This is a genomic window from Nocardioides silvaticus (assembly GCF_003160695.1).
Lineage (GTDB): Bacteria > Actinomycetota > Actinomycetes > Propionibacteriales > Nocardioidaceae > Nocardioides > Nocardioides silvaticus.
In genome coordinates, this window is sequence record NZ_QGDD01000004.1 from 119,311 (window position 1) to 141,862 (window position 22,552).

Genomic DNA, 22,552 nt, shown 5'->3' on the forward strand with positions numbered 1-22,552 from the left:
CGACCGTCGTCGAACGACTTGATACACCGGTGGTCGCCAGGGCAGAGGAACGGCCAATGAAGCACGGCAGCTACGCCGTAAATCTTGTCGTCGTCACCCACCCGTCGCAAGGCCCCAGCGCCTGCAGATGACGCCGCGGCTGTCGGCAAACGTGACGAAGGTTGACGACTTCGCAATCCGCCGCATCGGTAGCGCCGACACCAACTTCAATCCGAGCGGCACGCATGCTACGAAGGTCCGCAGATCGGTCCGCCCACCTGGGCGGGCCGAGCGTCATTTCAAGGCTAGATGACGACGGATGACGGGTGGTGACGAGGCGTGCACGGTGGGGTCAAGTTCTACCGCGGCTCCGCCGCGGCGGCGCGCTCCTACGTGGAGGCTGATCGGTCTCGAGTCGATGACTACTACCTGGCCGAGGGCACCGGGATCGCGACCAGATACGTCGCCACCAACGACCCGGATGCAGGGGGATACGGCAGCGTTTCTGCAGTTCAGGACGGGGGGACGCTAAACGGGGACGCCTACGAACGGTGGGTCGCCGGCTACGACACCAACGGTCAGGCCAAGGGACGACTCCGAACCGACGAGCGCGGGCTCCGGTTCGTCGAGGTCGTGGTCAACGGGCCGAAGACCTGGTCCCTGGCCGCGACCCTGCACCCGGAGATCGCCGCCGCCTACGACGCCGCCCAGGACCGCGCTGCGGTCGAGATCATCGGCTGGCTGGCCGAGCACGCCACCACCCGGGTCGGACCCCGTGGCCGGCAGGTCCAGGTACCGGTCGACCAGTTGGAGACGGCGGTCGTGCGGCACTACACGTCGAGGGCCGGTGACCCGCACCGCCACCTCCACCTGCAGGTCAACGCCCGCGTGTTCGCCGCCGGCGCGTGGCGGGGGCTGCACTCGGTGGGTGTGGTGGACAGCATCGAAGCGATCAACGGGATCGGGCACGCCGCCGTGATGTGTGATCCCGAGTTCCGTCGAGCGCTCGCGGCCCACGGCTACACCCTCGAACCCGCCACCGGGGAAGTCACTCAGCTCGCGCCATACGCCGGAGCGTTCAGCGCACGATCCTCGCAGATCAGCCGGAACATCGACCGCTACGAAGCCGAGTGGCGCGCCGAGCACCCCGGGCAGGAGCCCGGCCCGGGACTGCGGCGGGCGTGGGACCGCCGCGCCTGGTCGCAGGCTCGGCCCGACAAGGTCATCCCCGAGGACGGCGCCGAGCTGCGCCGACGGTGGGTCGAGGAGCTCGGCGAACTCGGATTCACGCCTCCCGCCGTCGTCGCAGCCGACCTGGCCGGCACGGCGGTCGGCCGGGTCAACCGAGACGCGGTAGCGGACCTGGTGCTGTCGCGATTGGGTGCACGACGCTCGAGCTGGAACGCCGCCGATATCGGCGGCGAGGTGGAACGCATCGTCGCCTCGCTCGACATCATTGCCACTCCCGTCGTGCGGCGGGAGTTCGCCGAGGATTTGACCGCCCGGACCGTAACGCGGTGCGAGCGACTGCTGGGGCGCGGGAACGTGCCCGAACACGTCCGAGCCCTCACCTCGACTCGGGTGCTGGACGTCGAGGCCGATCTGGTCACCCGTCTCTCCAAGCGGGCCGAAACTTCTGGCAGCGTCGACCGGGTCGGTGCCGTCGTCGCCGGACGCCGTCTCGACCCTGCCCAACGTCAGGTGGTCGCCGCACTCAGCGGCAGCCACCAGCTGCTGGTCATCGAGGGCGCCGCCGGTGCCGGGAAGACCACCACCCTGGCCGCGACCAGAGAGTTGCTGGCGATGCAGGACCGGCGGCTGGTCGTGGTCACCCCCACCCTCAAGGCCGCCAGGGTCGCCGAGCAGCAGGTCGGCACCGACGCCTTCTCCGCGGCCTGGCTGATCCACCAACACGGCTACCGATGGAACGAAGACGGTCGCTGGTCCCGCCTCCAGACCCAACCCGACGCCCGAGCGCGGCTGCTACCCGGCGACGTGCTGCTCGTCGACGAGGCCGGCATGCTCGACCAAGACACCGCCCGCGCCCTACTCACCATCGCCGACCATGCCGGTGCCCGGGTCGCGTTCGTCGGTGACCGCCACCAGCTCCCCGCAGTCGGCCGCGGCGGCGTCCTGGACCACGCCGCCCGCTGGACACACCCCGAAGCATCCCTCCAACTGGAAACCATCCACCGGTTCACCGACCCCGACTACGCCGACCTCACGCTGGCCATGCGCACCGGCCAGCGCCCAGGCGAGGTGTTCGACGCCCTCCTAGAACGAGGCCGCATCACCATCCACCCCTCCGACGTCGAACGCCTCGCGGCCCTTGCCGAAACGGCAGGTACGGGTGCCTTGGTTATCGCCGATACACGTGAACAGGTCAGCGCCCTCAACGCTACCGCCCGCGACCAGCGCCTGAGCGCCCATCACCCCAGTCCAGCGCCCGGGTCGCCGTCTGCGGCTGCGGAGGCCCCGGTCACCACGAGCAATGGCGCGCAGATTGGAGTCGGTGATCGGGTCGCTACTCGCCGCAACGACCGCGACCTCGATGTCGCTAACCGAGATACCTGGACCGTGACGGGTGCCGGAGCGGACGGAACCCTGACGGTGCGCGGCCGCGGCGGCGACCGGATATTGCCGCCTGCCTACGTCCGAGCCCACGTTGAACTGGCCTATGCCACCACCGTCCACGGCGCCCAGGGCGAGACCGTCGACCACGCCCACCTCCTCCTCGGCGAAAGCACCGGTGCCGCCGCGGCCTACGTCGCGATGACCCGCGGCCGCCGCGCCAACACCGCTCACCTGGTCGCCGAGACCATTGACGATGCGCGCACCCAGTGGATCGCCACCTTCAGCCGCGACCGCGCCGACCTCGGCCCCCGCCACGCCGCAGACCTCGCCGCCGACGAGATCGAACGCTACGGCCCACAACCTGCTCCACAGCCTGAACGGTCTCGTCGCCGCCCACCCGAACCGGTGTCCAGCAGCTCGCCCTCACCAGGCCAAAATGCCGGGATCCGGTGGTGACGAGCAGTGACGACTTTCCGGTCCACTGATCGCAGGAAGCGCCTTCGGCTCCTTTGGTGACTAAGAGGACATTTCCCGACACTGGAGGCCACGCCATGAACCCGATCGCCATCCCCGAGGACTGGGACGACCGAGCCCTGCTCACCTTCGAAGAGTTCTGCCAACTCATCCGCACCCCCCAACGCACCGTCCGCGACTGGCGCCAACGCGGCATCGGACCACGCTGGGCCCGCTTCAACGGCTGCGGCCGGCTCTACATCACCGTCGCCGAAGCACGCCGCTTCCTCAACACCGCCATCATCGACAAAACGGCCCGCGATTCCAGGGCGGGAGAGTCTCATGGCTAGGAACCGTGAACTCCCGGTCTACCTCAGCATCGAGGAAGCCGCCGAGATTATGTCGCTATCCACCAAGACGATCCGACGCCGCATCAGCGACGGCACCATACCCGCCTACCAATGCGGCAGACGCCCCATCCGCATCCGCCTCGACGAACTCCAAGCCGCGCTCCGACCGATCCCTTCCGCGCGATCCTTACGAAGTCGGACAAGTTGAGTCCGGAAGTCGCCTGGCCCTGCAGCGAACGTCTGGGCAGCCCCCAAACAATGGTGAGTTGTCGAAGCTGTAGAGCGACCTCAAGGTATTAAGGATCGACTGTGAGGTCACAGCCGTGGAAGATATCGGCGCTCGGTCCTCCGTCGCACAGATCAAATCCAGCGCCGCCGTACAACGTGTCGACATCTGCGCCGCCGTATAGATAGTCGTCGCCTTCATTGCCGTCAACACGGTCCTGGCCATCGCCGCCCATTACGCCATAATCGGTTCCAGCTATCGTCTGGAAATCGTGACCGTCTCCACCGCGAACATCGTCTTGCCCTCCCCAGCCGAAGACGATGTCAACCCCGCCGCCTCCATCGATGTCATCGCCAGAGCCAAACCCGTCGGCGAAATCCCCGCCGCCGCTCCCCGGAATGTTGTCGTAGTTGGCTGTGCCGACGAAGTCATCATCATGAACGTGGCCCTCGCACAGACCAGCAGGCCCTGTCGGGCAGTTCACTGTCAAACTGTGGCCGTAGGCGCTTGTCGCAGCTAGTGCAACGCCAACCGACGAGCCGAGAAGTGCAGCCGCCGCGAGGCTTCGCCCTGTAGACGCCATGGCTACCGGCCCCCCGCAAGTTCCCGCAACTCCTGCTCGAAATAGTGATGACCAAATTCAAGCTCACCGTCAGCCAACATGACGTACGCGTTGCAGTACAGCGGATGCACTGGGCCGTCCGTGCCTGTGCGCAGCGACTCCCGGCACTCGTCCACCTTCACGGGATCCAGCGCTTCAAGCCCCTCCACCAGAAGGCTGAGTTGACCAGGTTCGCCGCGCTCGTGCGCGAGGATGAAGCGCTTGGTCATGGGATCGACCTCGTCGAGATCAACAGGCACATTGGGATAGGCCTGATCCTGGCACGATCGCAGATCGACCGCTCGAAGGATGTCCGAGCAATCGACTGCATCGGCCAGCGGCGGGCTAACTACGGTCCGGTTGTCCGGGGCGGCCTCAGCGGAGATCCCGAGCGCCACCGCAGTACCGGCGAACGCGATGCTGACTGTTGACGCAAACACGACTACCACCGGTCGACGACTACCACCGGTCGACTGAGCCTCATTGGCAGAAACCCCTATCGGATGGGCTGATCCTCGTGAGGCTACAGGTCAGTCCGCGTTTGCGGGTGAATCTTGTCGAGAGCGCACGCATTTCGCCACCAGGTACGCGGCGCTTCCTCTTGGTCAGCACTCCAACCGCCCGGTCAACGACTCGGCCGCGCCTCTGATCTCGGTGCCGACTGATCCCAAGCTCAACTGCGCGCCGTCTGCGACGCGCCTGACGAGGCCAGCTTCAGAAGGAGCACTGAGCTGCTGTTGCACGTATGTTGCACGTGAGGCGAGACAATCCTGGCAAAATGCCGTCTGACCTGGGGAAATACTGGTGGGCGATACTGGGTTCGAACCAGTGACCTCTTCGGTGTGAACGAAGCGCGCTACCACTGCGCCAATCGCCCCTAGGTGCTGCGGTCGCAGACTCTAATGTATCCGCCCCGCACGGCCCGAATCAGGGGCGCTGGAGCAGCTCGGGCTCGCGCTGTCGCCAGGTCTGCTGCGCCGCGCGGGTGACCGGTCCGGGCGCGAGGTCGCGGTCGTCCCAGCGCGTCACGGCCTGCACGTCGCGGGTGGTCGAGACCAGGAAGATCTCGTCCGCGGTGGCCGCGGCCTCGATCGGCTCGTCGACCTCGACGCCGCCGATCCACTCGAGCACCAGCCGCCGGGTCACCCCGGCCAGGCAGCCGCTCTCCAGCGTGGGCGTCCGCAGCTCGCCGTCGACGACGTAGAAGACGTTGGAGCCGGTGCCCTCGCACAGGTGGCCCTGGAGGTTGGCGAACACCGCCTCGGTCGCACCCCGCTCCTGGGCGTGGGCGAGGGCGACCACGTTCTCGGCGTACGACGTCGTCTTCATCCCCGCCAGCGCGGCCCGCTCGTTGCGCGGCCACGGCACGGTGACGACCGTGGTCGTGTCGGGGTTCTTGCTCATCGGCCCGGCCGCGACGATCACGGTCGGGTCGCCGCTCCCCCGGCCCGACCCCATCGGCGCCGGCCCGGCGGTGACGGTGATGCGGAGCCGGCCGAGCGGCATCGGGTCGCCGTCGAGCACGGCGGCCACGCCGCGTCGTACGACCTCGACGTCGACGCCCTCGAGGCCGAGCCCCTTCGCCGACCGCGCCAGCCGCTCGAGGTGCAGGCCCAGCGCGAACGGCTGTCCGTCGACCACCTTGACCGCCTCGAACACCGCGTCGCCGACGGTGAGACCGTGGTCGTTGACCGGCACGGCCGGTGCGTTCGGGTCCGCGAGCACATCGCCGTTGATCCACACGCGCATGCACCTCACCCTACGGAGGGGCCGACACGACGGGGGTGGCACCCGGTTTTGGCGGTCCCCGGGCGATCGGCTACTGTTCTCACGCGCACCAGCCGCACCGGGGAGATCCGGCACGATTGGTCGTCGCAAGCGGACGTAGCTCAGTTGGTAGAGCGCAACCTTGCCAAGGTTGAGGTCGCGAGTTCGAGCCTCGTCGTCCGCTCGGAGAGGTCAGACCCCGGCCTCCGTGGTGGGTTGGCCGAGAGGCGAGGCAACGGACTGCAAATCCGTGTACACGGGTTCAAATCCCGTACCCACCTCCACAACTCCACACGGGCGATTGGCGCAGCGGTAGCGCGCTTCCTTGACACGGAAGAGGTCACTGGTTCAAACCCAGTATCGCCCACCAGCACACCGCCCCGGAACCGCGCTCCAGCGCAGCTCCGGGGCGTCGTGCATCTCGGGTGAGACCTTCTGCGGCGACCGGCGCCCGTCACGGCTCGGCGGTCACACAGACCGCCGTGATGTTGACCGTCGCCTTCGTCGCCCCGTTCACCGCGGGCTGAGTAAAGGTGAAGTCCACACCGCCGGTGAGCAGCTGAACGGCGATCGGCGCCGAACCCACCCCGACGAAGCCTCCAGGGCTGTAGAGCTGGACGAGGTAGCCGGAACCGACCGGGCTCTTGCCATCGGGGCAGTCGACGGTGAAGAAGCTGGTGTCATCGATCGGCAGCGGGACATCGGAGAAGGTCTTGTCGACCGGCTCGTAGCCGCTGACGCCGTCGACTCCGTCCTGGCCCGCATCGCCGGTGGGACCCAGCGGTCCGATAGGCCCCTGCGGTCCCTGCTCGCCGGCCGGGCCGGCGGGGCCCGCGGGGCCGGACGGGCCGGTTGGGCCGGCGGGTCCCTCTGGCCCAGCGGGGCCCACCGGGCCGGCGGGGCCTTGAGGCCCCGTGGCGCCATCCGCACCGGCGAGCTTGGCCTTGGCCCGCTCGGCGATGTCCATCAGTCGGATCGTGCCGTCGCGGACGTCGCGGCTCCGCACGGAGTTGTCCGCGATGTCGGCGCTCGTGATCAGGGAGCCGGCGACGGCGCCGCCACCCGCCGCGAGGACGAGGGCCGCTCCGGCCGCGAGCGCAGCTCCGGTGCGCGTGAGTCGAGAGTATTTTCGAGGAGAGCTCATGCGCGACCGTACGTCGGCGTCCGCGTCGCGTTGCGACTTCTTGTCCATCGGCCCCGTTTTCTTGACCTTCTCGACATCGGAACCGATATCCGCCCATCCGTTCGGGCGAGGGCTCCGAAGTACGACGAGGGACCCTCAGGGCCGCCTCGTCCCGTGCTGTCGCTGGCCGGGACGGGGCGGCCCATCTCCACTAGTTCCTGACGTCGACGGAGGATTCGCGGCCCGGCCCGCTGGCCGCCGGTCGATCTCCTCGGCACGACGCCCTCTCGGCGGCAGTCGTCCGGACTCTCGGTGAGCGAGGTCTGAACCGGATGCCAACCGGGTACGTTTCTTCATTCAAGAGCGTCGGGTGGCCCTGGTCCCCCGCCAGCCCCGGCGCTGACCGCCCTCTCAATTGGAGCTGAGAGGGCGGTCGTCTTTCTGCACGGACCTTCTGCTGCGAGGTCGACCTCAGGACAGGGACGCGCCGTCCCACCGGTCCTGCCGGGCGAGCTCCCCCACGCTCACGCGCGACAGCTTCGTGAGCTGCTTGACCGGCCTGCCGAGCGGCACGACGGCGGCGACGGCGTGGTCCTCCGGGATGCCGAAGAGCTCGCGGACCCGTGGTTCCTCGGCGACCGCCATCGTGGTGATCGTGCCGCCGAAGCCCTCGTTGCGGGCGGACAGCAGGATGTTCCAGACCAGCGGGTACACCGAGGCGCCGCCGATGATGCCGACCCGGTCGAGGTCCTGGTCGACGGCGGCGACGGCCCGGAGGTCGACGCAGACGACCAGCACGACCGCGGCCTTCAGCACCGGCTCCGTCCAGAAGCCGGGCACCTCGGTCGCGGCGATCTCCTCGTCCGACAGCCGGGTCGGGAACACCGGGTTCCACGGCCCCTCGCCTGCCGCCTTCTGAGCGGTGTAGCGCCGCGCTCCGGGGATCGTGAGCTCGGCGAGCCGTTGCCGCAGCTCCGGGTCACGGACCACGAGCACCCGGGTGCCCTGCCGGTTACCGCCGCTCGGCGCGAACCGGGCGTTGTCGAGGATGGTGCGCAGCACCTCGTCCGGCAGCGGGTCGTCGGTGAACTCCCGGACGGCAGCCGTCGTGCGCATCACGTCGTACAGGTCCATGTCTTCCTCCCGCTTCCGGTCATCGAACCTATCGCCCCGCGAGCCACCTTCCGAAAGTTCGAGGACAACGCCAGCATGGTGATGTCCAATGGACGCGAGTCAAGGGCTGATCTGAGGATGGGGACGATGCGGCCGAAGACGGGGTACGCGCGCAACGGCGGGGTCAGGATCGCCTACCAGGTCGTGGGCGACGGCCCGATCGACCTAGTGATGACGCCGGGCTACGTCTCCCACCTCGACCTGTGGTGGATGCTGCCGGAGACGACGCGGTTCATGCAGCGCCTCGCCTCGTTCTCCAGGCTGATCCTCTACGACAAGCGCGGCACCGGGCTGTCCGACCCCGCGCCGGGACTGCCCGCCATGGACGAGCGGATGGAGGACCTGCACGCCGTCCTCGACGCCGTCGGCTCGGAGCACACCGCGCTGTTCGGGTTCTCCGAGGGCGGACCGCTGAGCATGCTCTACGCCGCGACCTACCCTGAACGCACGACCGCGCTCACCCTTTTCGGCAGCTTCCCCCGCTACCCGGGGCCGGACTACCTCCCGCACCTGATCCCTCTCGTCGAGGAGGTCGTCGCGACGTTCGACGACATCCACGAGCACTGGGGCGAGGGACGGATGCTCGACCTGTTCGCGCCGGATCATGCCGACGACATCGCGATGCGGGAGAGCGTGGGGCTCTACGAGCGTCTCGCCGCCAGCCCGGCGATGGCGAACGCCCTCCTGCAGGGGGCGATGAAGATGGACGTGACCCACGTGCTGTCCTCGATCAACTGCCCGACGCTGGTGCTGCACCGGTCGGAGGAGGCAGTCCCGCTGGAGATCGCACGCGACATGGCCGGCCGGATCCCGGGCGCGCAGCTGCGTGAGCTGCCGGGCACCAGCCACCTGCCGTGGCTGGGCGAGACCGAGCCCCTGCTCGACAGCCTCGAGGAGTTCCTGACCGGCGCGCAGGTCCCGCACGAGGTCGACCGCGCGCTCGTGACGCTGCTGTTCACCGACATCGTCGGCTCGACCGATCTCGCCGGCCGGCTCGGCGACGGTCGCTGGCGCTCGCTGCTGGAGCGGCACGACGCGTTGGTACGCCGCGAGGTCGCCCGCGCGGGCGGCATGCTCGTGAAGTCGCTGGGAGACGGCGCGCTGGCCCGCTTCGACGGCCCCGCCCGAGCGATCCGCGCGGCACTGGGCATCGTCGACAGCGCACCCGACGAGCTGGGCATCGAGATCCGCGCCGGCGTGCACACCGGTGAGTGCGAGCTGTTGGGCGAGGACGTCGGCGGTCTGGCGGTGCACCTCGGTGCGCGGATCGCCGCGCAGGCACGGGGCGGTGAGGTGCTGGTCTCCGCCGCCGTGCGCGACCTGGTGCTCGGATCGCCGATCTCGTTCGAGGACCGCGGGCTGCACGACCTGAAGGGCGTACCCGGCAGGTGGCAGCTGCTGGCCGCCACCGAGGGTGAGTCCGGTGTCCGGGTCCCGCCGCCCGCCGCCTACGCGGTGGCGCCCAACGCGCTGGCCTCTACCGCCTCGGACCGGGCGGTGGCCAGGGTGGCGAAGGTCGGCCGCGCCTCGCCGCGCCTGAGCGCGCACCTCGGCCTGGCGCTCCGCCGTACGCTGCGTGCCCGCTCGACCTGAGCTCGCCTGTCCGGCTCAGCCAGCCGAGGCGCGACGCACGATGTCGTCGAACCGGGCGCCCATCTGCTCGGCGAGCGCCTGGGCGGCGCTGAGCGGCCGCACCATCACCATGAAGTCGTCGATGAGGCCGTCGTCGTCGACGTGGATGAAGTCGCAGCCGGTGAGCGCCTTGCCGTCGACGGTGGCCTCGAAGACCAGGGCGTGGTCGCGGGCGTCGTCGGCACCGATCTCGCGGACGTAGCGGAAGTCCTCGAAGACCTCGAAGACCGCGTGCAGGATCGCCGAGGTGATCGGCTTGCCTGGGTAGGGCTTGAACGCGACGGGGCTGGTGAACACGACGTCGTCGGCGAGCAGGGCGCTGGCCGCCGCGATGTCGCCGGCCTCGACGGCCGTGCGGAACGGGTGCATGTCGGCACTCTAGAGGGCGTCCCCTTCGTTCGAACAGGTGTTCTATTGTTGGCGGATGGCGAGGACGCGGTTCGTCTGGGTCCGGCCGGCGTTCGCGCCGGCCGAGATGCCCGGCCTGGTCCTCGAGTGGCGGCGCGGTCCGGACGGGGGCTGGTGCGCACTCGTCACCTGGGTCGAGTCGCGAGGGCGGGTCATCACCGCATGGGTGCCGGCCGACGAGCTGCGCCCGGTGGAGGCCAAGCCGCGCACCGGATCGGCGTACGGATGACCTTCCTCCGCCGCCGACGCTGGGGCACAATCCCGCCATGGGCTGGTTCGACGGGTTCAAGCGGATCAAGGACCCGGTGCGCGGGACCGCGCAGATCGTGTCCAACAGCGCAGCGCCCCAGGGCGCCACGTCCGGAACCTGCCGGATGCACCTCGTCGTCCACGTGCCCGGTCATCCGTCGTTCCCGGTCGACGACTCCTTCATGGTCAGCGTGAAGAAGTGGCCGAGTCCGGGGCAGAGCCTGCCCATCGTGGCGTCGCAGGCCGACCCGCGTCGGTTCAAGATCCTCTGGGACGAGATCCAGGACTGGAACTCCCGCGCCTCCGCACAGGCGGCGCAGATCGCGGCCGCCATGAACCAGCAGCCGCCACCCGAGGGGCAGTACCAGCCGTATGAGCCCACGCAGCCCGGGACGCCGGTCGTGATGGTCAACGGCCGTCCGGCGTCGCCGGAGGAGCTCGAGCAGTACGAGCTGATGACGGGCATGGACCTCGACGGCGACGGCCGGATCGCGGGTGGCGCACCCGCCGGGGACGGCCTCCAGGGGCTCATCGCGAGCGCGATGGGCGGCCTGCAGCCCCCGCCGCCCGCGTGGTCCCCGGGCGAGCGAGGGAACGACCACCCAGGCACGGCCGACGACCGGGTCGCGGCGCTCGAGCGGCTCGCGGCACTCCGGGAGAGTGGCGCGCTGACCGAGGAGGAGTTCGCGGCCGAGAAGGCCCGGATCCTCGACTCCTAGCGCGGTTGGTCAGCGCCGCACGCCCGCGTTCGCGGGGACGTAGGTCGGCACGCCCCGCTCCCCCACGTGGACGTCGAGGATCGCGTGGTGGCTGGTGTTGCCGAAGAACCCTTGGTTGGCGACCAGCACGCTCTGGCCGGCGAACGTCATGTTGGAGGGCGTGTCGAACGGCACCGGCGACCCGTTGTCGCCGGTCAGCGGCAGGGCCGGGACCCGCTCCACCTCACGGAAGTCGCGGTCGAGCACGACCAACTGGTTGCTGCCGGCATTGGCGACGTAGACCCGACCCGAGCGCGCGAAGCTGAAGCCGTCGGGCAAGTCGAGAGGCCGCGACTGCCACACCTTGGTGAGCGTCCGTCCGCCGCGGAGCGGCACCCGGTAGAGCTTGCCCTGCACCAGTGACGCCTCACCGAGCCCGAGCGACGACTGCTGCATGACGTAGAGCGCGGTGCGGTCCGGCGCCAGCACCAGGCCGGCGGTGCCGAACTCGATGCCGTCGAGCTTCTTGTCCACCAGCCAGGCCCGGGCCCGGCCTCCGCCCGGCGGCACCCGCCAGATCACGGCCTGGCCGTAGTCGGAGACGTAGAGCGACCCGTCAGGCCCCCAGGCGGCGTAGTTCGGGACGGGGCCGACGTCGCTGACGTTGGGCGTGCAACCCTCGCCGGGCAGGCCGAGCGGGCAGGCGGGGAGGTCCCGGAGGCGGGAGTACGTCGACCAGCGGCCCGTGCGCAGCGCCAGCCGGAGGACGGTGCCGGTGCTCTTCTCGAGCACGAGGAGCCGCCCGCGCACATCCCAGCCGGCGACCTGGACGCCGTGGCTGACCGTGAGGTCCTGACCCGGCACCTCCCACTCGCGGAGCAGCTGCCCCCGCCGTGACCACTCCCGTACGACGGACGGCAGCCCGTCGGTCTGCGGCGCCGCGAACGTGCCCGCGTAGATCCGGCCGTTGGGGTGCAGCACCACGTTGGCCGGGCGACCCGGCGCCTCGACCATCGCCAGCACCTCGGTGTGCCACCGCTCGCGCTCGGCCGCGGACCCGCCCGCAGGCGGAGCGGCTGCCAGGAAGGTGCCGCCCAGCAGGCAGGCCAGCAGCGTGGCGAGCGCGGCCTGCGCGTCTCGTCCGGTCACAGCGCGTCCAGCACCTCTCGAGCGGCCCGCTCCCCCGCGCGGACGGCGCCGTCCATGAAGCCCGACCAGTAGGTCGAGGTCTCGGTGCCGGCCCAGTGGACGCGGCGGAACGGCCGGCGGACCACCGAGCCGTGGCTGGTGATGATGCCCGGCTTCGGCAGCGCGATCGGTCCCCCGGTGGTCCACGGCTCGCGGGTCCAGTCGTGCTCGGTGTACTCGATCGGCTTCAGCGCCCGCTCACCGAACATCTCGGCGAAGCCCTCGAGCACGGCCCGCCGACGCTGGGCCAGCGGGAGCCGGCCGTACTGCTTCCAGGTGGAGCCGCCGACGAAGGCCAGCAGCACGCCGGGACCGCCCGAGGCGGGGGTGTTGTCGAAGACGGCGCGGGTCGCGCCCGCGTGCGCGAGACCCGATCCCGACAAGCCGTCCTCACGCCAGAACGGCTTCTCGTAGACGGCGTCGACCTTCATCAGGTTGCCCATCGGCATCCCTCGCAGCAGCTGGCGCCGGCGCTGGGGCAGCTGCGGGTGCCAGTCGATGTCGAGGACCAAGGGCGGTGGGCAGGCGACGATCACGCGCTTCGCCCGGACCGTGCCCCGGTCGGTGTGCACCTCGGCCCAGCGGTCACCCTGGGTGATCCGTCGCACCGGTGCTCTCAGGGCGACCCGCTCGCCCAGCTGGCGGGCCATGCGCAGCGGCACGGCTTGCGAGCCCAGCTTGAACCGCGAGTCCTGGGCGCCGCCGGCGGTGCTCGAGGACCGCTCGAAGGTGCCGACGTTGTCCTCGTTGCCGGCGGTCGCGATGAACCAGGCGAGGAACAGCACCGAGACGTTGCCGGCGTCGGAGCCCCAGCTCGGCTGGAAGTAGCACTTGAGGAGCGAGTCGGTGTCGGCGGAGAGCGTCTGCTGGGCGACCCAGTCCTGCACCGTCATGGCGTCCCACTCGGCCGCCTTCGGGTGGGCCCAGGGCGCGTCGACGTCGATCGACTTCGCCATGTTGTCGATGCGCATCTGCAGCAGCGCGGCGTCGAGGAGCACGCTGGGGTCGGGCGGCACGGTGCCGGTGTAGAGCGAGCGCTGCCCGCCCTTGATGTAGACGTTGTGGCCCTCGACGTACTCCTTGAACGTCTTGACGCCCAGCTCGTCGGCCAGGCCGAGGATGTGGTCCTGGGTGGGCCCGACGAACGCACCCCCGGCCTCGATCACGCCGCCCGCGCGCAGGTGGTGGTTGAGGACCCGGCCGCCCACCCGGTCGCGGGCCTCGACGACGAGCACCTCGGCGCCGCCCGCGCGCAGCCGCCGGGCGGCGGTGAGCCCGGAGATCCCGGCCCCGACGACGACGACGTCGACCCGCTCGGGGAGCCGTCCCCTCCTCGAGGGGCCGGCCGCGGACGCGGGCGTCCACAGTGCTCCGGCGACGCCTGCCGTACCTGCCGCACCGAGGGCCAGCCCACCGAGCAGCTGCCGACGACCGAGTGCTGTGCCCATGTCCACCTCGCGGGATCAGGTCGTTTGTCCTACTTGCAACGACGGGCGGTGGCGGCGGTTACGGACGACGACGCGGTTCGGCACCGCATCCGGTCGCGCGATTTCCGCGTGCCGGAGGCGCCGGCCTGAAAGTATGACCCGCGGGGGAACGGGCACGGACTCCCCTTGAGAGACCCCGCTTCGGGTCGGCACACGGAGAGGAGCTCCCGATGGCTCGGATGCCGCTTCCACAGCGACGGCAGCAGCTCGTCGACGCCGCGATCGCCGTCCTCACCCGCGAGGGGGTCGCGAAGGCGACCACCCGGGCGATCGTGGCCGAGGCCGACACCTCGCTCAGCGTCTTCCACTACTGCTTCGACTCCAAGCAGGAGCTGCTCGACGCGGTCATCAAGACGCTGGTGCGGACCAACATCGACCTGGCCGAGGCGTCGTTCGACACCGGCGCGTCCCGCCGGGAGATGATCCGCGCCGGGCTCGCGGCGTACTGGTCCCACGTCACCGCCAACCCCGACCAGCACCTGCTCACCTACGAGCTCACGCAGTACTGCCTGCGCAAGCCGGGGTACGCCGCCGTCGCCCGCCAGCAGTACGACTCCTACGCCCAGGCGTTCCTCACCCTGCTCAGCGCCCTCGGCGCCGAGACGGCCGGGCCGCGGGAGACGGTCGGGCGCTACCTCGCCGCCACGATCGACGGCGTGACGATCGACTGGCTGGTGCGCCGCGACGACCGCAGCGCCGAGCAGGTCCTGGACCTGATGGCGCAGCACATCGACGAGGTCCTGCTGGTCCCGGAGCCGGCCCGCACCTGACCGGTCGCGGTCAGTCGAGGTCAGTCGAGGTCGGTCGCGAGGTCCTCGTTGTGGGTGCCGGGACGCGGCGCCCAGGGCAGCTCCTTGGCCGGGCGTACGACGACCAGCCGGTCGCCGCGCGCGAGCAGGGTCACGACCGGGTCGAAGTAGCGGTAGACCTTCTCGTCGCGGACCACCGCGATGACCTGGTCGGCCAGCGATTGCGGCGGCACGCCCACCTCGGACACCAGCAGCTCGCGCTCGGCGACCTCGAGGCCCTCGCCGTAGGTGAGCAGGTCCTCCATCACCCGGCCGAGCGTCGGTGACAGCGTCGAGAGACCGAGCAGGCGGCCGACCGCGTCGGCGGAGATGATCACCGAGTCGGCACCGGACTGCCGCATCAGCGGCGCGTTCTCCTGCTCACGGACCGCGGCGACGATGAAGGCGTCCGGGTTGAGCTGGCGGACCGTCAGCGTCGCGAGCACGTTGGTGTCGTCGCGGTCGGTGGTGACGATGATCTGGTCGGCGGTCGCGATGCCCGCACGGCGCAGCACGTCGCGCCGGGTGGCGTCGCCGGTGATGACGGCGAGACCGTCGGAGTGCGCTTCGGCGAGCCCCTCCGGGCTCGGGTCGACCACGACGACGTGGTCGCGTTCGAGCCCGTTGTTGACCAGGGTGTCGACTGCGCTGCGGCCCTTGGTGCCGTAGCCGATCACCACGACGTGGTGTCCCATGTGCTTCCTCCAACGGGCGATGCGGAACATCTCGCGCCCGCGCTGCGCGAGCACCTCGAGGGTGGTGCCGATCAGCAGCACCAGGAACCCGATGCGTGCCGGCGTGATGACGAAGGCGTTGACCAGCCGGGCCTGGTCCGACACCGGGGCGATGTCGCCGTACCCGGTGGTGGAGAGGGTGACGGTCGTGTAGTAGATCGCGTCGACCAGCGAGACGTGGCCGTACGGGTCAGCCGCCGTGGCGTCACCGGCATCGCGGTAGCCGGAGCGGTCGATCATCACCAGCACGACGGTGCCGACCAGGATCGCGAGTGCCGCCAGCAGCCGGCGGCCCAGCTCCCACCACGGCGAGCGGGTGCGCTCGGGCAGCGCGACCAGGCTGCCAGCCTGGGCGCCGCCCTGCGACGAGAGGTCGTGCACGCGGCGAATCTAGTCGACGGCGCTATCGCCGCTGCGTTCCCTCGCCTGCACGACGCGTCCGCGCAGCCGCGCGACCAGCTCGCGTCGGGCCCGGGTGGTGACCTCCTGGGGGAAGACGGTGTCGAACGCGGCGTTCACCGCTGCTCCGATGAGGACCGCGAGCGCCACGATGTAGAGCCAGAGCAGGATCGCGATCGGGGCGGCCAGCGGGCCGTAGATCGAGCGGGAGTCGGCGGCCGTGACCGTGAGCACCCAGCGGAGGATGTAGGACCCGAGGATCCACGCCACGAGCGAGAACGTCGCGCCCGGCAGGTTGAAGCTCCAGTTGGTCCGCACCGGCACCGACACGTGGTAGAGCGTGGCCAGGAAGCAGATGCAGATGACGACCACGATCGGCCAGTAGAACTCCATCAGGAAGTCCGCCCGGTTGGGCAGCCACTCGCGGACGACGGTCGGTCCGGCGACCACCAGCGGGATCGAGATCGCGCCGGTGATCAGCGCGAGGATGTAGAGCACGAACGACAGGGCCCGGGTCTTCACGATCCCCCGGTGGCCGCCGAGGCCGTGCATGATCGTGATGGTGTCGACGAAGACGTTGAGCGCGCGCGAGCCCGACCACAGCGCCAGGATGAACCCGAGCGAGACGACGTCGAACCGACCGCCCTCCAGGTCCTCCAGCGTGCGGGCGATGACCCGGTTGACCGCCCGGTCGGTGAGGAACGTCGAGAACAGGTCCAGGACCGCTTGCTGGATGTCCTCGACCTGCGCGTCGGTGAACCTCTCCGCGACGTAGCCGACGGCGCCCGCGAGCGCGAAGATCAGCGGCGGCACCGACACGATGGCGAAGAACGCGCCCTCCGCGGCCAGGCCGGTCACCCGGTACTTCAGGCAGGACCCCACGGTCGTGACGACGAGCCGCCACACGTTGTGCCGGAACCGCTGCAGCGGGGTGGGGTCGGCCGGGTCCGCGGCGGCGGCCGCGGGCGTCCCGGGTTCCTCAGCCTGCACGCCCCAAACCGTAGTCGCCGCGATGCCGGATCCTTCGCGCCTCGCGCGGAGAGCGCTACCGTGCCTCATGCACGACCGGACTGTGCTCGGCCCCGCGGACGTCTCCGACGGCGAGCTGGCGGCCATGGTGGCCGACCTCCTGCAGGTGCCGTCGGTCGAGGTCACCTCGTGCCGCGCGGAGCAGGTGGACTACGACATCCCCGCCATCACGACCGCCGGACGCTACCTGGTCACCGGCGACGCGGTCGTCGACGGTGGGCGTCGGCCCTACGCGTTCTTCGTCAAGCACGTGCAGGAGTGGACCCGATCACCGTTCTTCGCGGAGGTGCCGGAGGAGCTGCGCGAGACGGCCGCGACATCGGTGCCGTGGCGGACGGAGGGCGCGATCTACGCGTCGGACCTGGCCGACCACCTGCCCGACGGGCTGGCCGTCCCGCGGGCGGTCGCGGTGCGGACGATCGACGCGTCGTCGTACGCCGTGTGGCTCGAGGTGGTGCCGACGGCCGACGTCATCTGGGACATCGAGCGCGACCTGGCCGCGGCCGAGCTGCTGGGCCGGTTCGCGGCCACGCCCGGGATCCGCGCGCTGGCATCGGCCGGCGGGCACGACGTCGGGGTGCACTCGTACGTCGCCGGACGGCTGGACCACCAGGTCCTGCCGTTGCTCCGCGACGACGACCTGTGGCGGCACCCGATCGTCGCGCCCTCTTTCGGGCCGCTGCGGGATCGCCTCCTGGCGGCGGCGGACGGGCTGCCGGCGTACGTCGAGGAGCTGGCCGCGGTGCCGCAGCTGGTGGCGCACGGCGACGCCTGCCCCAACAACCTCCTCGTGCGCCCGGACCGGCCCGGCTTCACGATGATCGACTTCGGCTACCTCGCCCCGATGCCCGTCGGCTTCGACCTCGGCCAGCTGCTCGTCGGCGACGTCCAGATCGGCCTGCGCAGCAGCCACGACCTCGCCGAGCGCGACGCGGCGTGCGTGCGTGCCTATCGCGACGGCCTCGCGGCCGCTGGCCTCGACCTACCGGTCGCGACCGTGGAGCGCAGCCACGCCCTCCTGCTGCTCCTCTTCACCGGCCTGTCGACGCTGCCGTTCGAGCTGCTGGGCGAGCAGCCGACCCCGGAGCTCCAGGACGCCGCCGCCGTGCGCGCCGACATCGCCAGGTTCAGCCTCGACCTGGTCGACGCGACCGGGTGACCAGGAGCGCTCGGGCGAGCGCGGTGGCCACGCCGGCTCGCTCCGCCCGCTAGAGGTTCAGGCCCGGGTAGAGCGGGTTCTTGTCGAGCAGCTCGGCCGAGGCGTCCTTGACCTTGTCGGCCACCCCGTCCGCCAGGACGTACGACGCCTTCGACGGCTCGCCCGCCTTGGTGGTGCCGGGCTGGGTGTTCTGGAGGACGTGGACGATCAGCTCGGCGACCCGGTCGAACTCGTCGTGACCGAAGCCGCGGGTGGTGAGAGCCGGGGTGCCGAGGCGGATGCCGGAGGTGTACCAGGCACCGTTGGGGTCGGCCGGCACCGAGTTGCGGTTGGTCACCACGCCCGCGTCAAGCAGGGCCGACTCCGCCTGCCGGCCGGTGAGGCCGAACGAGGTGACGTCGAGCAGCACGATGTGGTTGTCGGTGCCGCCGGTCACAAGATTGGCGCCGCGGCTGAGGAAGCCGTCTGCGAGCGACTTGGCGTTGTCGGCGATCTGCTGTGCGTAGCCGCGGAACGAGTCCTGGCGCGCCTCGGCGAAGGCGACCGCCTTGGCAGCCATCACGTGCGAGAGCGGGCCGCCGAGCACCATCGGGCAGCCGCGGTCGACGCTGGCGGAGTAGTCCTCGGTGGCGAGGATGAAGCCGCCGCGCGGACCGCGCAGCGACTTGTGCGAGGTGCTCGTGACCACGTGGGCGTGCGGCACCGGGTCCTCGTCGCCGGTGAACACCTTGCCTGCGACCAGACCGGCGAAGTGCGCCATGTCGACCATCAGCGTGGCGCCGACCTCGTCGGCGATCTCGCGCATCTTGGCGAAGTTCACGCGTCGCGGGTAGGCCGAGTAGCCCGCGACCAGGATCAACGGCTTGAACTCCTTGGCCTTCGCACGGAGCGCGTCATAGTCGAGGAGCCCGGTCTCCGGGTCGGTGCCGTACTGGTTCTGGTGGAACATCTTGCCGCTGATGTTCGGGCGGAAGCCGTGGGTGAGGTGGCCACCGGCGTCGAGGCTCATGCCGAGCAGGCGCTGGTTGCCGAGGTCGGCGCGCAGCTTCTCCCAGTCCGCCTCGCTGAGGTCGTTCATGTTCTTCACGCCGGCGTTCTCGAGCCAGGGGCCCTCGACCCGGTGGGCGAGGATCGCCCAGTAGGCGGTGAGGTTGGCGTCGATGCCGGAGTGCGGTTGGACGTAGGCGTACTCGGCGCCGAACAGCTCGCGCGCGTGCTCGGCGGCGATCGACTCGACGGTGTCGACGTTCTGGCAGCCGGCGTAGAAGCGGTGGCCGATCGTGCCCTCGGCGTACTTGTCGGAGAACCAGGTGCCCATGGTCATCAACACCGCCGGCGAGGCGTAGTTCTCGCTCGCGATCAGCTTGAGCGAGGCTCGCTGGTCGGCCAGCTCCTGGCGGGTCGCGTCGGCGATCCGCGGCTCGACCGAGGAGATCACCTCCAGGGCTTGCTGGTACGCGCTGCTGACGAGGCTGCTGGAGGCGCTGGACACCGGGTCGCTCATGCCGAACAGCGTAGGGGTGGAGGCCGCGCCGGTCACCGCACGCCCTGCCACCAGGGCCGGCGCGGCGTGTGACCTCCGTCGCACGACGCGCCGCTGAGCGCTGAACAGCGCTAACCTGCGTCCGGATCATGAGACTTGCGTCCAGATGTTGAGAATGCGATTTGTGGAAGGAAAGTCCGAGGACTGAGACTGGTTGACATGGTCTCTGCTGCAACCCATGCGTTCCTCGTGGTACGTCGCCACGTGGACCTCGGGCGCACCCGCAGCATGATGTGTTGGCCCCGCTGATCCGCCTCGCTCCCCGACCTCAGCCGCGCGTCTCGCGCCCATCAGCGAAGGACCACACGCCGCCATGCCCGACCTGCGCTACGACTCCCAGCCGCCGCGCCACACCGACGTCCCCCGCCCACGCCGCGCGGAGGGCCAGTGGGCGTTCGGCTACCGCGAGCCGCTGAACAAGAACGAGGAGTCGAAGAAGAACGACGACCCGCTCAACGTCCGCGACCGCATCCTCTACGTCTACTCCAAGCGCGGCTTCGACTCGATCGACCCTGCCGACCTCCGCGGCCGGTTCCGCTGGATGGGCCTCTACACCCAGCGCAAGCCCGGCATCGACGGTGGCAAGACCGGTGCGTTGGAGGAGGAGGAGCTCGACGACCGCTACTTCATGCTGCGGGTCCGCTCCGACGGCAAGCTGCTGTCCCCTGCCGCGGTCCGCGCGCTCGGGCAGATCGGTGTCGACTTCGCGCGTGACACCGCCGACGTCACCGACCGCGAGAACATCCAGTACCACTGGATCGACATCAAGGACGTGCCCGAGATCTGGGAGCGCCTCGACGCGGCCGGGCTCCACTCGATGGAGGCGTGTGGCGACTCGCCGCGACCGTTCCTCGGCTCGCCCGTCGCCGGGGTCGCCGCCGACGAGATCATCGACGGCACCTCGGCCCTGGCCGAGATCGAGCGTCGCTACATCGGCAACAAGGACTTCTCGAACCTCCCCCGCAAGTTCAAGACGGCACTGACCGGCCACCCGAGCCACGACGTCTCGCCCGAGACCAACGACGTGTCGTTCGTGGGCACCGTCCACCCCGAGCACGGTCCCGGCTTCGACGTCTGGGTGGGCGGCGGCCTGTCGACGAACCCGATGCTCGCCCAGAAGATGGGCGTCTGGATCCCGCTGGACCTGGTGCCGGACGTCTGGGAGGGCGTGGCAGGCATCTTCCGCGACTACGGCTACCGCCGGCTGCGCTCCCGGGCCCGCCTGAAGTTCCTCGTCGCCGACTGGGGCATCGAGAAGTTTCAGGAGGTGCTCGAGAACGAGTACCTCGGCCAGAAGCTCGTCAACCTCGACTCCCCCGCCTCCCCCGTCGGACACCGCGACCACATCGGCGTGCACCCGCAGAAGGACGGCAAGTTCTACGTCGGCATCGCGCCGACCGCGGGCCGGGTGTCGGGCACGCTGCTCGTGCAGCTGGCCGACCTGCTCGAGGAGCACGACGTCGCCGGGGCCCGCCTCACGCCGTACCAGAAGATCGTGCTGATCGGCGTGGACGGCGACCGGGTCGACGCCCTGCTGGAGCGGCTCGACGAGATCGGATTGTCCGCACGGCCGTCCAACTGGCGGCGCAACACGATGGCGTGCACCGGCATCGAGTTCTGCAAGCTCGCGATCGTCGACACCAAGGACCGCGCCCGCGACCTGGTCGCGGAGCTCGAGCGCCGGTTCCCCGACCTCGACACCCCGATCACGGTCAACGTCAACGGCTGCCCCAACGCGTGCGCCCGGACCCAGGTCGCCGACTTCGGCCTCAAGGGCCAGCTCGTCCTCGACGACGACGGCAACCAGGTCGAAGGCTTCCAGGTGCACCTCGGCGGCGCGACCGGCCTCGGCGCCAACTTCGGGCGCAAGCTGCGGGCCCACAAGGTGACCAGCGCCGGGCTCGACGACTACATCAGCAACGTCGTGCGCAACTTCCTCGCCGACCGCAAGGAGCAGGAGCGTTTCGCCGACTGGGTGGCCCGCGCCGACGAGGAGCTGCTGCGCGGCGACAAGGTCGTGGCGTCCCTGGAGCCGGTTTCATGAGCGAGCGCGCCGTCCCCTTCCACTGCCCCTTCTGCGGCGACGAGAACCTCTTCCCGCACGAGGAGGCGCACGGCTCGTGGGAGTGCCGCTCCTGCCTGCGGGCGTTCTCGCTGAAGCTGCTCGGCCTGCTGCGCCCCGGTGGTGGTCTGCGATGAGCGCGACCACCGCGAAGGCCCGTCTCGCGCGCGGCGCCGAGACCGCCGGCCGGTCTCCCGAGGAGCTGCGCGAGATCGTGTCCCACTGGGGCGCCGAGCTCGAGCTGGCGCCGGCCGAGGTCATCATCGAGTGGGCCGCGGCAACGTTCGGCGAGCGCTTCTGCGTCACCTCCTCGATGGGCGACGCCGTCCTCGCGCACGTCGCGTCGAAGGTGGTGCCCGGCATCGACGTCGTCTTCCTCGACACCGGCTACCACTTCGCCGAGACCCTCGGCACCGCCGACGCCGTCCAGCACACGATGCCGGTCAACCTGCTCACGATCACGCCCGTGCAGAGCGTGGCCGAGCAGGACGCCGAGCACGGCAAGGACCTCTACAAGCGTGACCCCGACCTCTGCTGCAAGTTACGCAAGGTGATCCCCCTTCAGGAGTCACTGGCCGGGTACGACGCCTGGGCCACCGGCCTCCGCCGCGCCGAGACCCACAACCGGGTCATCGCGCCGGTGATCGGCTGGGACGCCAAGAAGGGAAAGGTCAAGGTTTCTCCGCTGGCTCGTTGGACCGACGAGCAGGTGGAGCGTTACATCGCGGACAACGGAGTCCTCGTGAATCCCCTGGTGTACGACGGCTACCCCTCGATCGGGTGCTGGCCGTGCACGCGCCGAGTAGCCCCGGGCGAGGACCCTCGCAGTGGGCGCTGGGCCGGCACCAACAAGACGGAGTGCGGGATCCACTCGTGAACGCGCTCCCGGACTTCTTCACCACTTCCGTGCACCACATGAGAGGAGACAGC

22 protein-coding genes and 4 tRNA genes are annotated in these 22,552 nt (G+C 70.1%); 14 read left to right on the forward strand and 12 right to left on the reverse strand.

What is annotated here, in order from left to right; translation table 11 throughout:
• Window positions 1-318 precede the first annotated feature (318 nt).
• The 3 genes from mobF to DJ010_RS10550 all read left to right on the forward strand — a co-directional run bounded on the left by mobF (window position 319) and on the right by DJ010_RS10550 (window position 3,564).
• Complete coding sequence (gene mobF / locus DJ010_RS10540; RefSeq protein ID WP_109693641.1) at window positions 319-3,009, forward strand: MobF family relaxase; 2,691 nt, start codon at window positions 319-321, stop codon at window positions 3,007-3,009.
• A gap of 95 nt (window positions 3,010-3,104) precedes the next feature.
• Window positions 3,105-3,356, forward strand: coding sequence for a hypothetical protein (locus tag DJ010_RS10545; RefSeq protein ID WP_109693642.1), 252 nt, complete (start codon window positions 3,105-3,107; stop codon window positions 3,354-3,356).
• A complete protein-coding gene (locus DJ010_RS10550; protein WP_109693643.1) occupies window positions 3,349-3,564 on the forward strand; it encodes a helix-turn-helix domain-containing protein in 216 nt (71 codons plus the stop codon). The genes DJ010_RS10545 and DJ010_RS10550 overlap by 8 nt, the downstream gene beginning before the upstream one ends.
• An 88-nt stretch (window positions 3,565-3,652) precedes the next feature.
• Here the strand turns inward: DJ010_RS10550 and DJ010_RS21805 are convergent, their stop codons facing one another.
• The 4 genes from DJ010_RS21805 to DJ010_RS10565 all read right to left on the reverse strand — a co-directional run bounded on the left by DJ010_RS21805 (window position 3,653) and on the right by DJ010_RS10565 (window position 5,932).
• Window positions 3,653-4,066 carry a calcium-binding protein gene (locus tag DJ010_RS21805; RefSeq protein ID WP_146207317.1) on the reverse strand — a complete coding sequence of 138 codons (414 nt, stop codon included), beginning with the start codon at window positions 4,064-4,066 and terminating at the stop codon, window positions 3,653-3,655.
• Window positions 4,067-4,167: 101 nt separating this feature from the next.
• Complete coding sequence (locus DJ010_RS10555) at window positions 4,168-4,581, reverse strand: hypothetical protein (RefSeq protein ID WP_146207318.1); 414 nt, start codon at window positions 4,579-4,581, stop codon at window positions 4,168-4,170.
• A gap of 404 nt (window positions 4,582-4,985) precedes the next feature.
• Window positions 4,986-5,060, reverse strand: a tRNA-Val gene (locus DJ010_RS10560).
• Between the two features lie 50 nt (window positions 5,061-5,110).
• Complete coding sequence (locus DJ010_RS10565) at window positions 5,111-5,932, reverse strand: aminotransferase class IV (RefSeq protein ID WP_109693645.1); 822 nt, start codon at window positions 5,930-5,932, stop codon at window positions 5,111-5,113.
• 129 nt (window positions 5,933-6,061) lie between these two features.
• Here DJ010_RS10565 and DJ010_RS10570 point away from each other — a divergent pair.
• The 3 genes from DJ010_RS10570 (at window position 6,062) to DJ010_RS10580 (ending at window position 6,320) form a co-directional block, all read left to right on the forward strand.
• Window positions 6,062-6,134 (forward strand) — tRNA-Gly (locus DJ010_RS10570).
• 26 nt (window positions 6,135-6,160) lie between these two features.
• A tRNA-Cys gene (locus DJ010_RS10575) sits at window positions 6,161-6,234 on the forward strand.
• 11 nt (window positions 6,235-6,245) lie between these two features.
• A tRNA-Val gene (locus DJ010_RS10580) sits at window positions 6,246-6,320 on the forward strand.
• Between the two features lie 84 nt (window positions 6,321-6,404).
• On the opposite strand, the gene DJ010_RS10585 is transcribed toward DJ010_RS10580, so the two are convergent.
• A complete protein-coding gene (locus tag DJ010_RS10585; protein ID WP_109693646.1) occupies window positions 6,405-7,142 on the reverse strand; it encodes a collagen-like protein in 738 nt (245 codons plus the stop codon).
• A gap of 402 nt (window positions 7,143-7,544) precedes the next feature.
• Window positions 7,545-8,207, reverse strand: coding sequence for a nitroreductase family protein (locus DJ010_RS10590; RefSeq protein WP_109693647.1), 663 nt, complete (start codon window positions 8,205-8,207; stop codon window positions 7,545-7,547).
• A gap of 126 nt (window positions 8,208-8,333) precedes the next feature.
• On the opposite strand from DJ010_RS10590, the gene DJ010_RS10595 reads away from it, so the two are divergent.
• Window positions 8,334-9,839, forward strand: coding sequence for an adenylate/guanylate cyclase domain-containing protein (locus tag DJ010_RS10595; protein WP_211318738.1), 1,506 nt, complete (start codon window positions 8,334-8,336; stop codon window positions 9,837-9,839).
• Window positions 9,840-9,854: 15 nt separating this feature from the next.
• Here the strand turns inward: DJ010_RS10595 and DJ010_RS10600 are convergent, their stop codons facing one another.
• A complete protein-coding gene (locus DJ010_RS10600) occupies window positions 9,855-10,247 on the reverse strand; it encodes a nuclear transport factor 2 family protein (protein ID WP_109693649.1) in 393 nt (130 codons plus the stop codon).
• A 55-nt stretch (window positions 10,248-10,302) separates the two neighbouring features.
• On the opposite strand from DJ010_RS10600, the gene DJ010_RS10605 reads away from it, so the two are divergent.
• On the forward strand, window positions 10,303-10,515 hold the full coding sequence (locus DJ010_RS10605) for a hypothetical protein (RefSeq protein ID WP_109693650.1): 213 nt from the start codon (window positions 10,303-10,305) through the stop codon (window positions 10,513-10,515).
• Window positions 10,516-10,552: 37 nt separating this feature from the next.
• The gene (locus tag DJ010_RS22420; RefSeq protein WP_211318739.1) at window positions 10,553-11,254 is read left to right on the forward strand and encodes an SHOCT domain-containing protein; all 702 of its coding nucleotides are present in this window, start codon (window positions 10,553-10,555) and stop codon (window positions 11,252-11,254) included.
• A gap of 9 nt (window positions 11,255-11,263) precedes the next feature.
• On the opposite strand, the gene DJ010_RS10615 is transcribed toward DJ010_RS22420, so the two are convergent.
• Together DJ010_RS10615 and DJ010_RS10620 are read right to left on the reverse strand one after the other, a co-directional pair.
• Window positions 11,264-12,382, reverse strand: a complete 1,119-nt coding sequence (locus tag DJ010_RS10615) for an SMP-30/gluconolactonase/LRE family protein (RefSeq protein ID WP_109693651.1) — start codon at window positions 12,380-12,382, stop codon at window positions 11,264-11,266.
• Entirely contained in the window at window positions 12,379-13,869 is a 1,491-nt protein-coding gene (locus DJ010_RS10620; RefSeq protein WP_109693652.1) for a flavin monoamine oxidase family protein, read from the reverse strand. Before DJ010_RS10620 ends, DJ010_RS10615 begins: the two co-directional genes overlap by 4 nt.
• Window positions 13,870-14,078: 209 nt before the next feature.
• On the opposite strand from DJ010_RS10620, the gene DJ010_RS10625 reads away from it, so the two are divergent.
• Window positions 14,079-14,678, forward strand: a complete 600-nt coding sequence (locus tag DJ010_RS10625) for a TetR/AcrR family transcriptional regulator (RefSeq protein WP_109693653.1) — start codon at window positions 14,079-14,081, stop codon at window positions 14,676-14,678.
• A 20-nt stretch (window positions 14,679-14,698) separates the two neighbouring features.
• Here DJ010_RS10625 and DJ010_RS10630 read toward each other — a convergent pair whose 3' ends face one another.
• Both DJ010_RS10630 and DJ010_RS10635 read right to left on the reverse strand, forming a co-directional pair.
• On the reverse strand, window positions 14,699-15,811 hold the full coding sequence (locus tag DJ010_RS10630; RefSeq protein WP_245927430.1) for a potassium channel family protein: 1,113 nt from the start codon (window positions 15,809-15,811) through the stop codon (window positions 14,699-14,701).
• Window positions 15,812-15,820: 9 nt separating this feature from the next.
• A complete protein-coding gene (locus tag DJ010_RS10635) occupies window positions 15,821-16,819 on the reverse strand; it encodes a YihY/virulence factor BrkB family protein (protein WP_245927431.1) in 999 nt (332 codons plus the stop codon).
• 67 nt (window positions 16,820-16,886) lie between these two features.
• Here DJ010_RS10635 and DJ010_RS10640 point away from each other — a divergent pair, with 67 nt between their 5' ends.
• Window positions 16,887-18,017, forward strand: coding sequence for an aminoglycoside phosphotransferase family protein (locus tag DJ010_RS10640; protein ID WP_158282998.1), 1,131 nt, complete (start codon window positions 16,887-16,889; stop codon window positions 18,015-18,017).
• Between the two features lie 49 nt (window positions 18,018-18,066).
• Here DJ010_RS10640 and DJ010_RS10645 read toward each other — a convergent pair whose 3' ends face one another.
• On the reverse strand, window positions 18,067-19,521 hold the full coding sequence (locus DJ010_RS10645; protein WP_109693865.1) for a glycine hydroxymethyltransferase: 1,455 nt from the start codon (window positions 19,519-19,521) through the stop codon (window positions 18,067-18,069).
• A 352-nt stretch (window positions 19,522-19,873) separates the two neighbouring features.
• Between DJ010_RS10645 and DJ010_RS10650 the strand changes: the two genes are divergently transcribed.
• From DJ010_RS10650 to DJ010_RS10655, 3 genes are read left to right on the forward strand one after another with little or no spacing between them, the layout of a single operon-like run.
• Complete coding sequence (locus tag DJ010_RS10650) at window positions 19,874-21,604, forward strand: nitrite/sulfite reductase (protein WP_109693655.1); 1,731 nt, start codon at window positions 19,874-19,876, stop codon at window positions 21,602-21,604.
• On the forward strand, window positions 21,601-21,759 hold the full coding sequence (locus tag DJ010_RS22280) for a hypothetical protein (RefSeq protein ID WP_170124631.1): 159 nt from the start codon (window positions 21,601-21,603) through the stop codon (window positions 21,757-21,759). Before DJ010_RS10650 ends, DJ010_RS22280 begins: the two co-directional genes overlap by 4 nt.
• A complete protein-coding gene (locus DJ010_RS10655) occupies window positions 21,756-22,499 on the forward strand; it encodes a phosphoadenylyl-sulfate reductase (RefSeq protein ID WP_109693656.1) in 744 nt (247 codons plus the stop codon). The genes DJ010_RS22280 and DJ010_RS10655 overlap by 4 nt, the downstream gene beginning before the upstream one ends.
• Window positions 22,500-22,552 lie beyond the last annotated feature (53 nt).

Excerpts from the sequence above, each read along its gene's own strand:
- DJ010_RS10620 (WP_109693652.1), bottom strand. The coding sequence starts at position 13,869 with ATGGGCACAGCACTCGGTCGTCGGCAGCTGCTCGGTGGGCTGGCCCTC.
- DJ010_RS10545 (WP_109693642.1), top strand. The coding sequence starts at position 3,105 with ATGAACCCGATCGCCATCCCCGAGGACTGGGACGACCGAGCCCTGCTC.
- DJ010_RS22420 (WP_211318739.1), top strand. The coding sequence starts at position 10,553 with ATGGGCTGGTTCGACGGGTTCAAGCGGATCAAGGACCCGGTGCGCGGG.
- DJ010_RS10625 (WP_109693653.1), top strand. The coding sequence starts at position 14,079 with ATGGCTCGGATGCCGCTTCCACAGCGACGGCAGCAGCTCGTCGACGCC.
- DJ010_RS10640 (WP_158282998.1), top strand. The coding sequence starts at position 16,887 with ATGCACGACCGGACTGTGCTCGGCCCCGCGGACGTCTCCGACGGCGAG.
- DJ010_RS10590 (WP_109693647.1), bottom strand. The coding sequence starts at position 8,207 with ATGGACCTGTACGACGTGATGCGCACGACGGCTGCCGTCCGGGAGTTC.
- DJ010_RS10600 (WP_109693649.1), bottom strand. The coding sequence starts at position 10,247 with ATGCACCCGTTCCGCACGGCCGTCGAGGCCGGCGACATCGCGGCGGCC.
- DJ010_RS10595 (WP_211318738.1), top strand. The coding sequence starts at position 8,334 with ATGCGGCCGAAGACGGGGTACGCGCGCAACGGCGGGGTCAGGATCGCC.
- DJ010_RS10585 (WP_109693646.1), bottom strand. The coding sequence starts at position 7,142 with ATGGACAAGAAGTCGCAACGCGACGCGGACGCCGACGTACGGTCGCGC.
- DJ010_RS10550 (WP_109693643.1), top strand. The coding sequence starts at position 3,349 with ATGGCTAGGAACCGTGAACTCCCGGTCTACCTCAGCATCGAGGAAGCC.
- DJ010_RS10650 (WP_109693655.1), top strand. The coding sequence starts at position 19,874 with ATGCCCGACCTGCGCTACGACTCCCAGCCGCCGCGCCACACCGACGTC.
- DJ010_RS22280 (WP_170124631.1), top strand. The coding sequence starts at position 21,601 with ATGAGCGAGCGCGCCGTCCCCTTCCACTGCCCCTTCTGCGGCGACGAG.
- DJ010_RS10645 (WP_109693865.1), bottom strand. The coding sequence starts at position 19,521 with ATGAGCGACCCGGTGTCCAGCGCCTCCAGCAGCCTCGTCAGCAGCGCG.
- DJ010_RS10605 (WP_109693650.1), top strand. The coding sequence starts at position 10,303 with ATGGCGAGGACGCGGTTCGTCTGGGTCCGGCCGGCGTTCGCGCCGGCC.
- DJ010_RS10565 (WP_109693645.1), bottom strand. The coding sequence starts at position 5,932 with ATGCGCGTGTGGATCAACGGCGATGTGCTCGCGGACCCGAACGCACCG.
- DJ010_RS10655 (WP_109693656.1), top strand. The coding sequence starts at position 21,756 with ATGAGCGCGACCACCGCGAAGGCCCGTCTCGCGCGCGGCGCCGAGACC.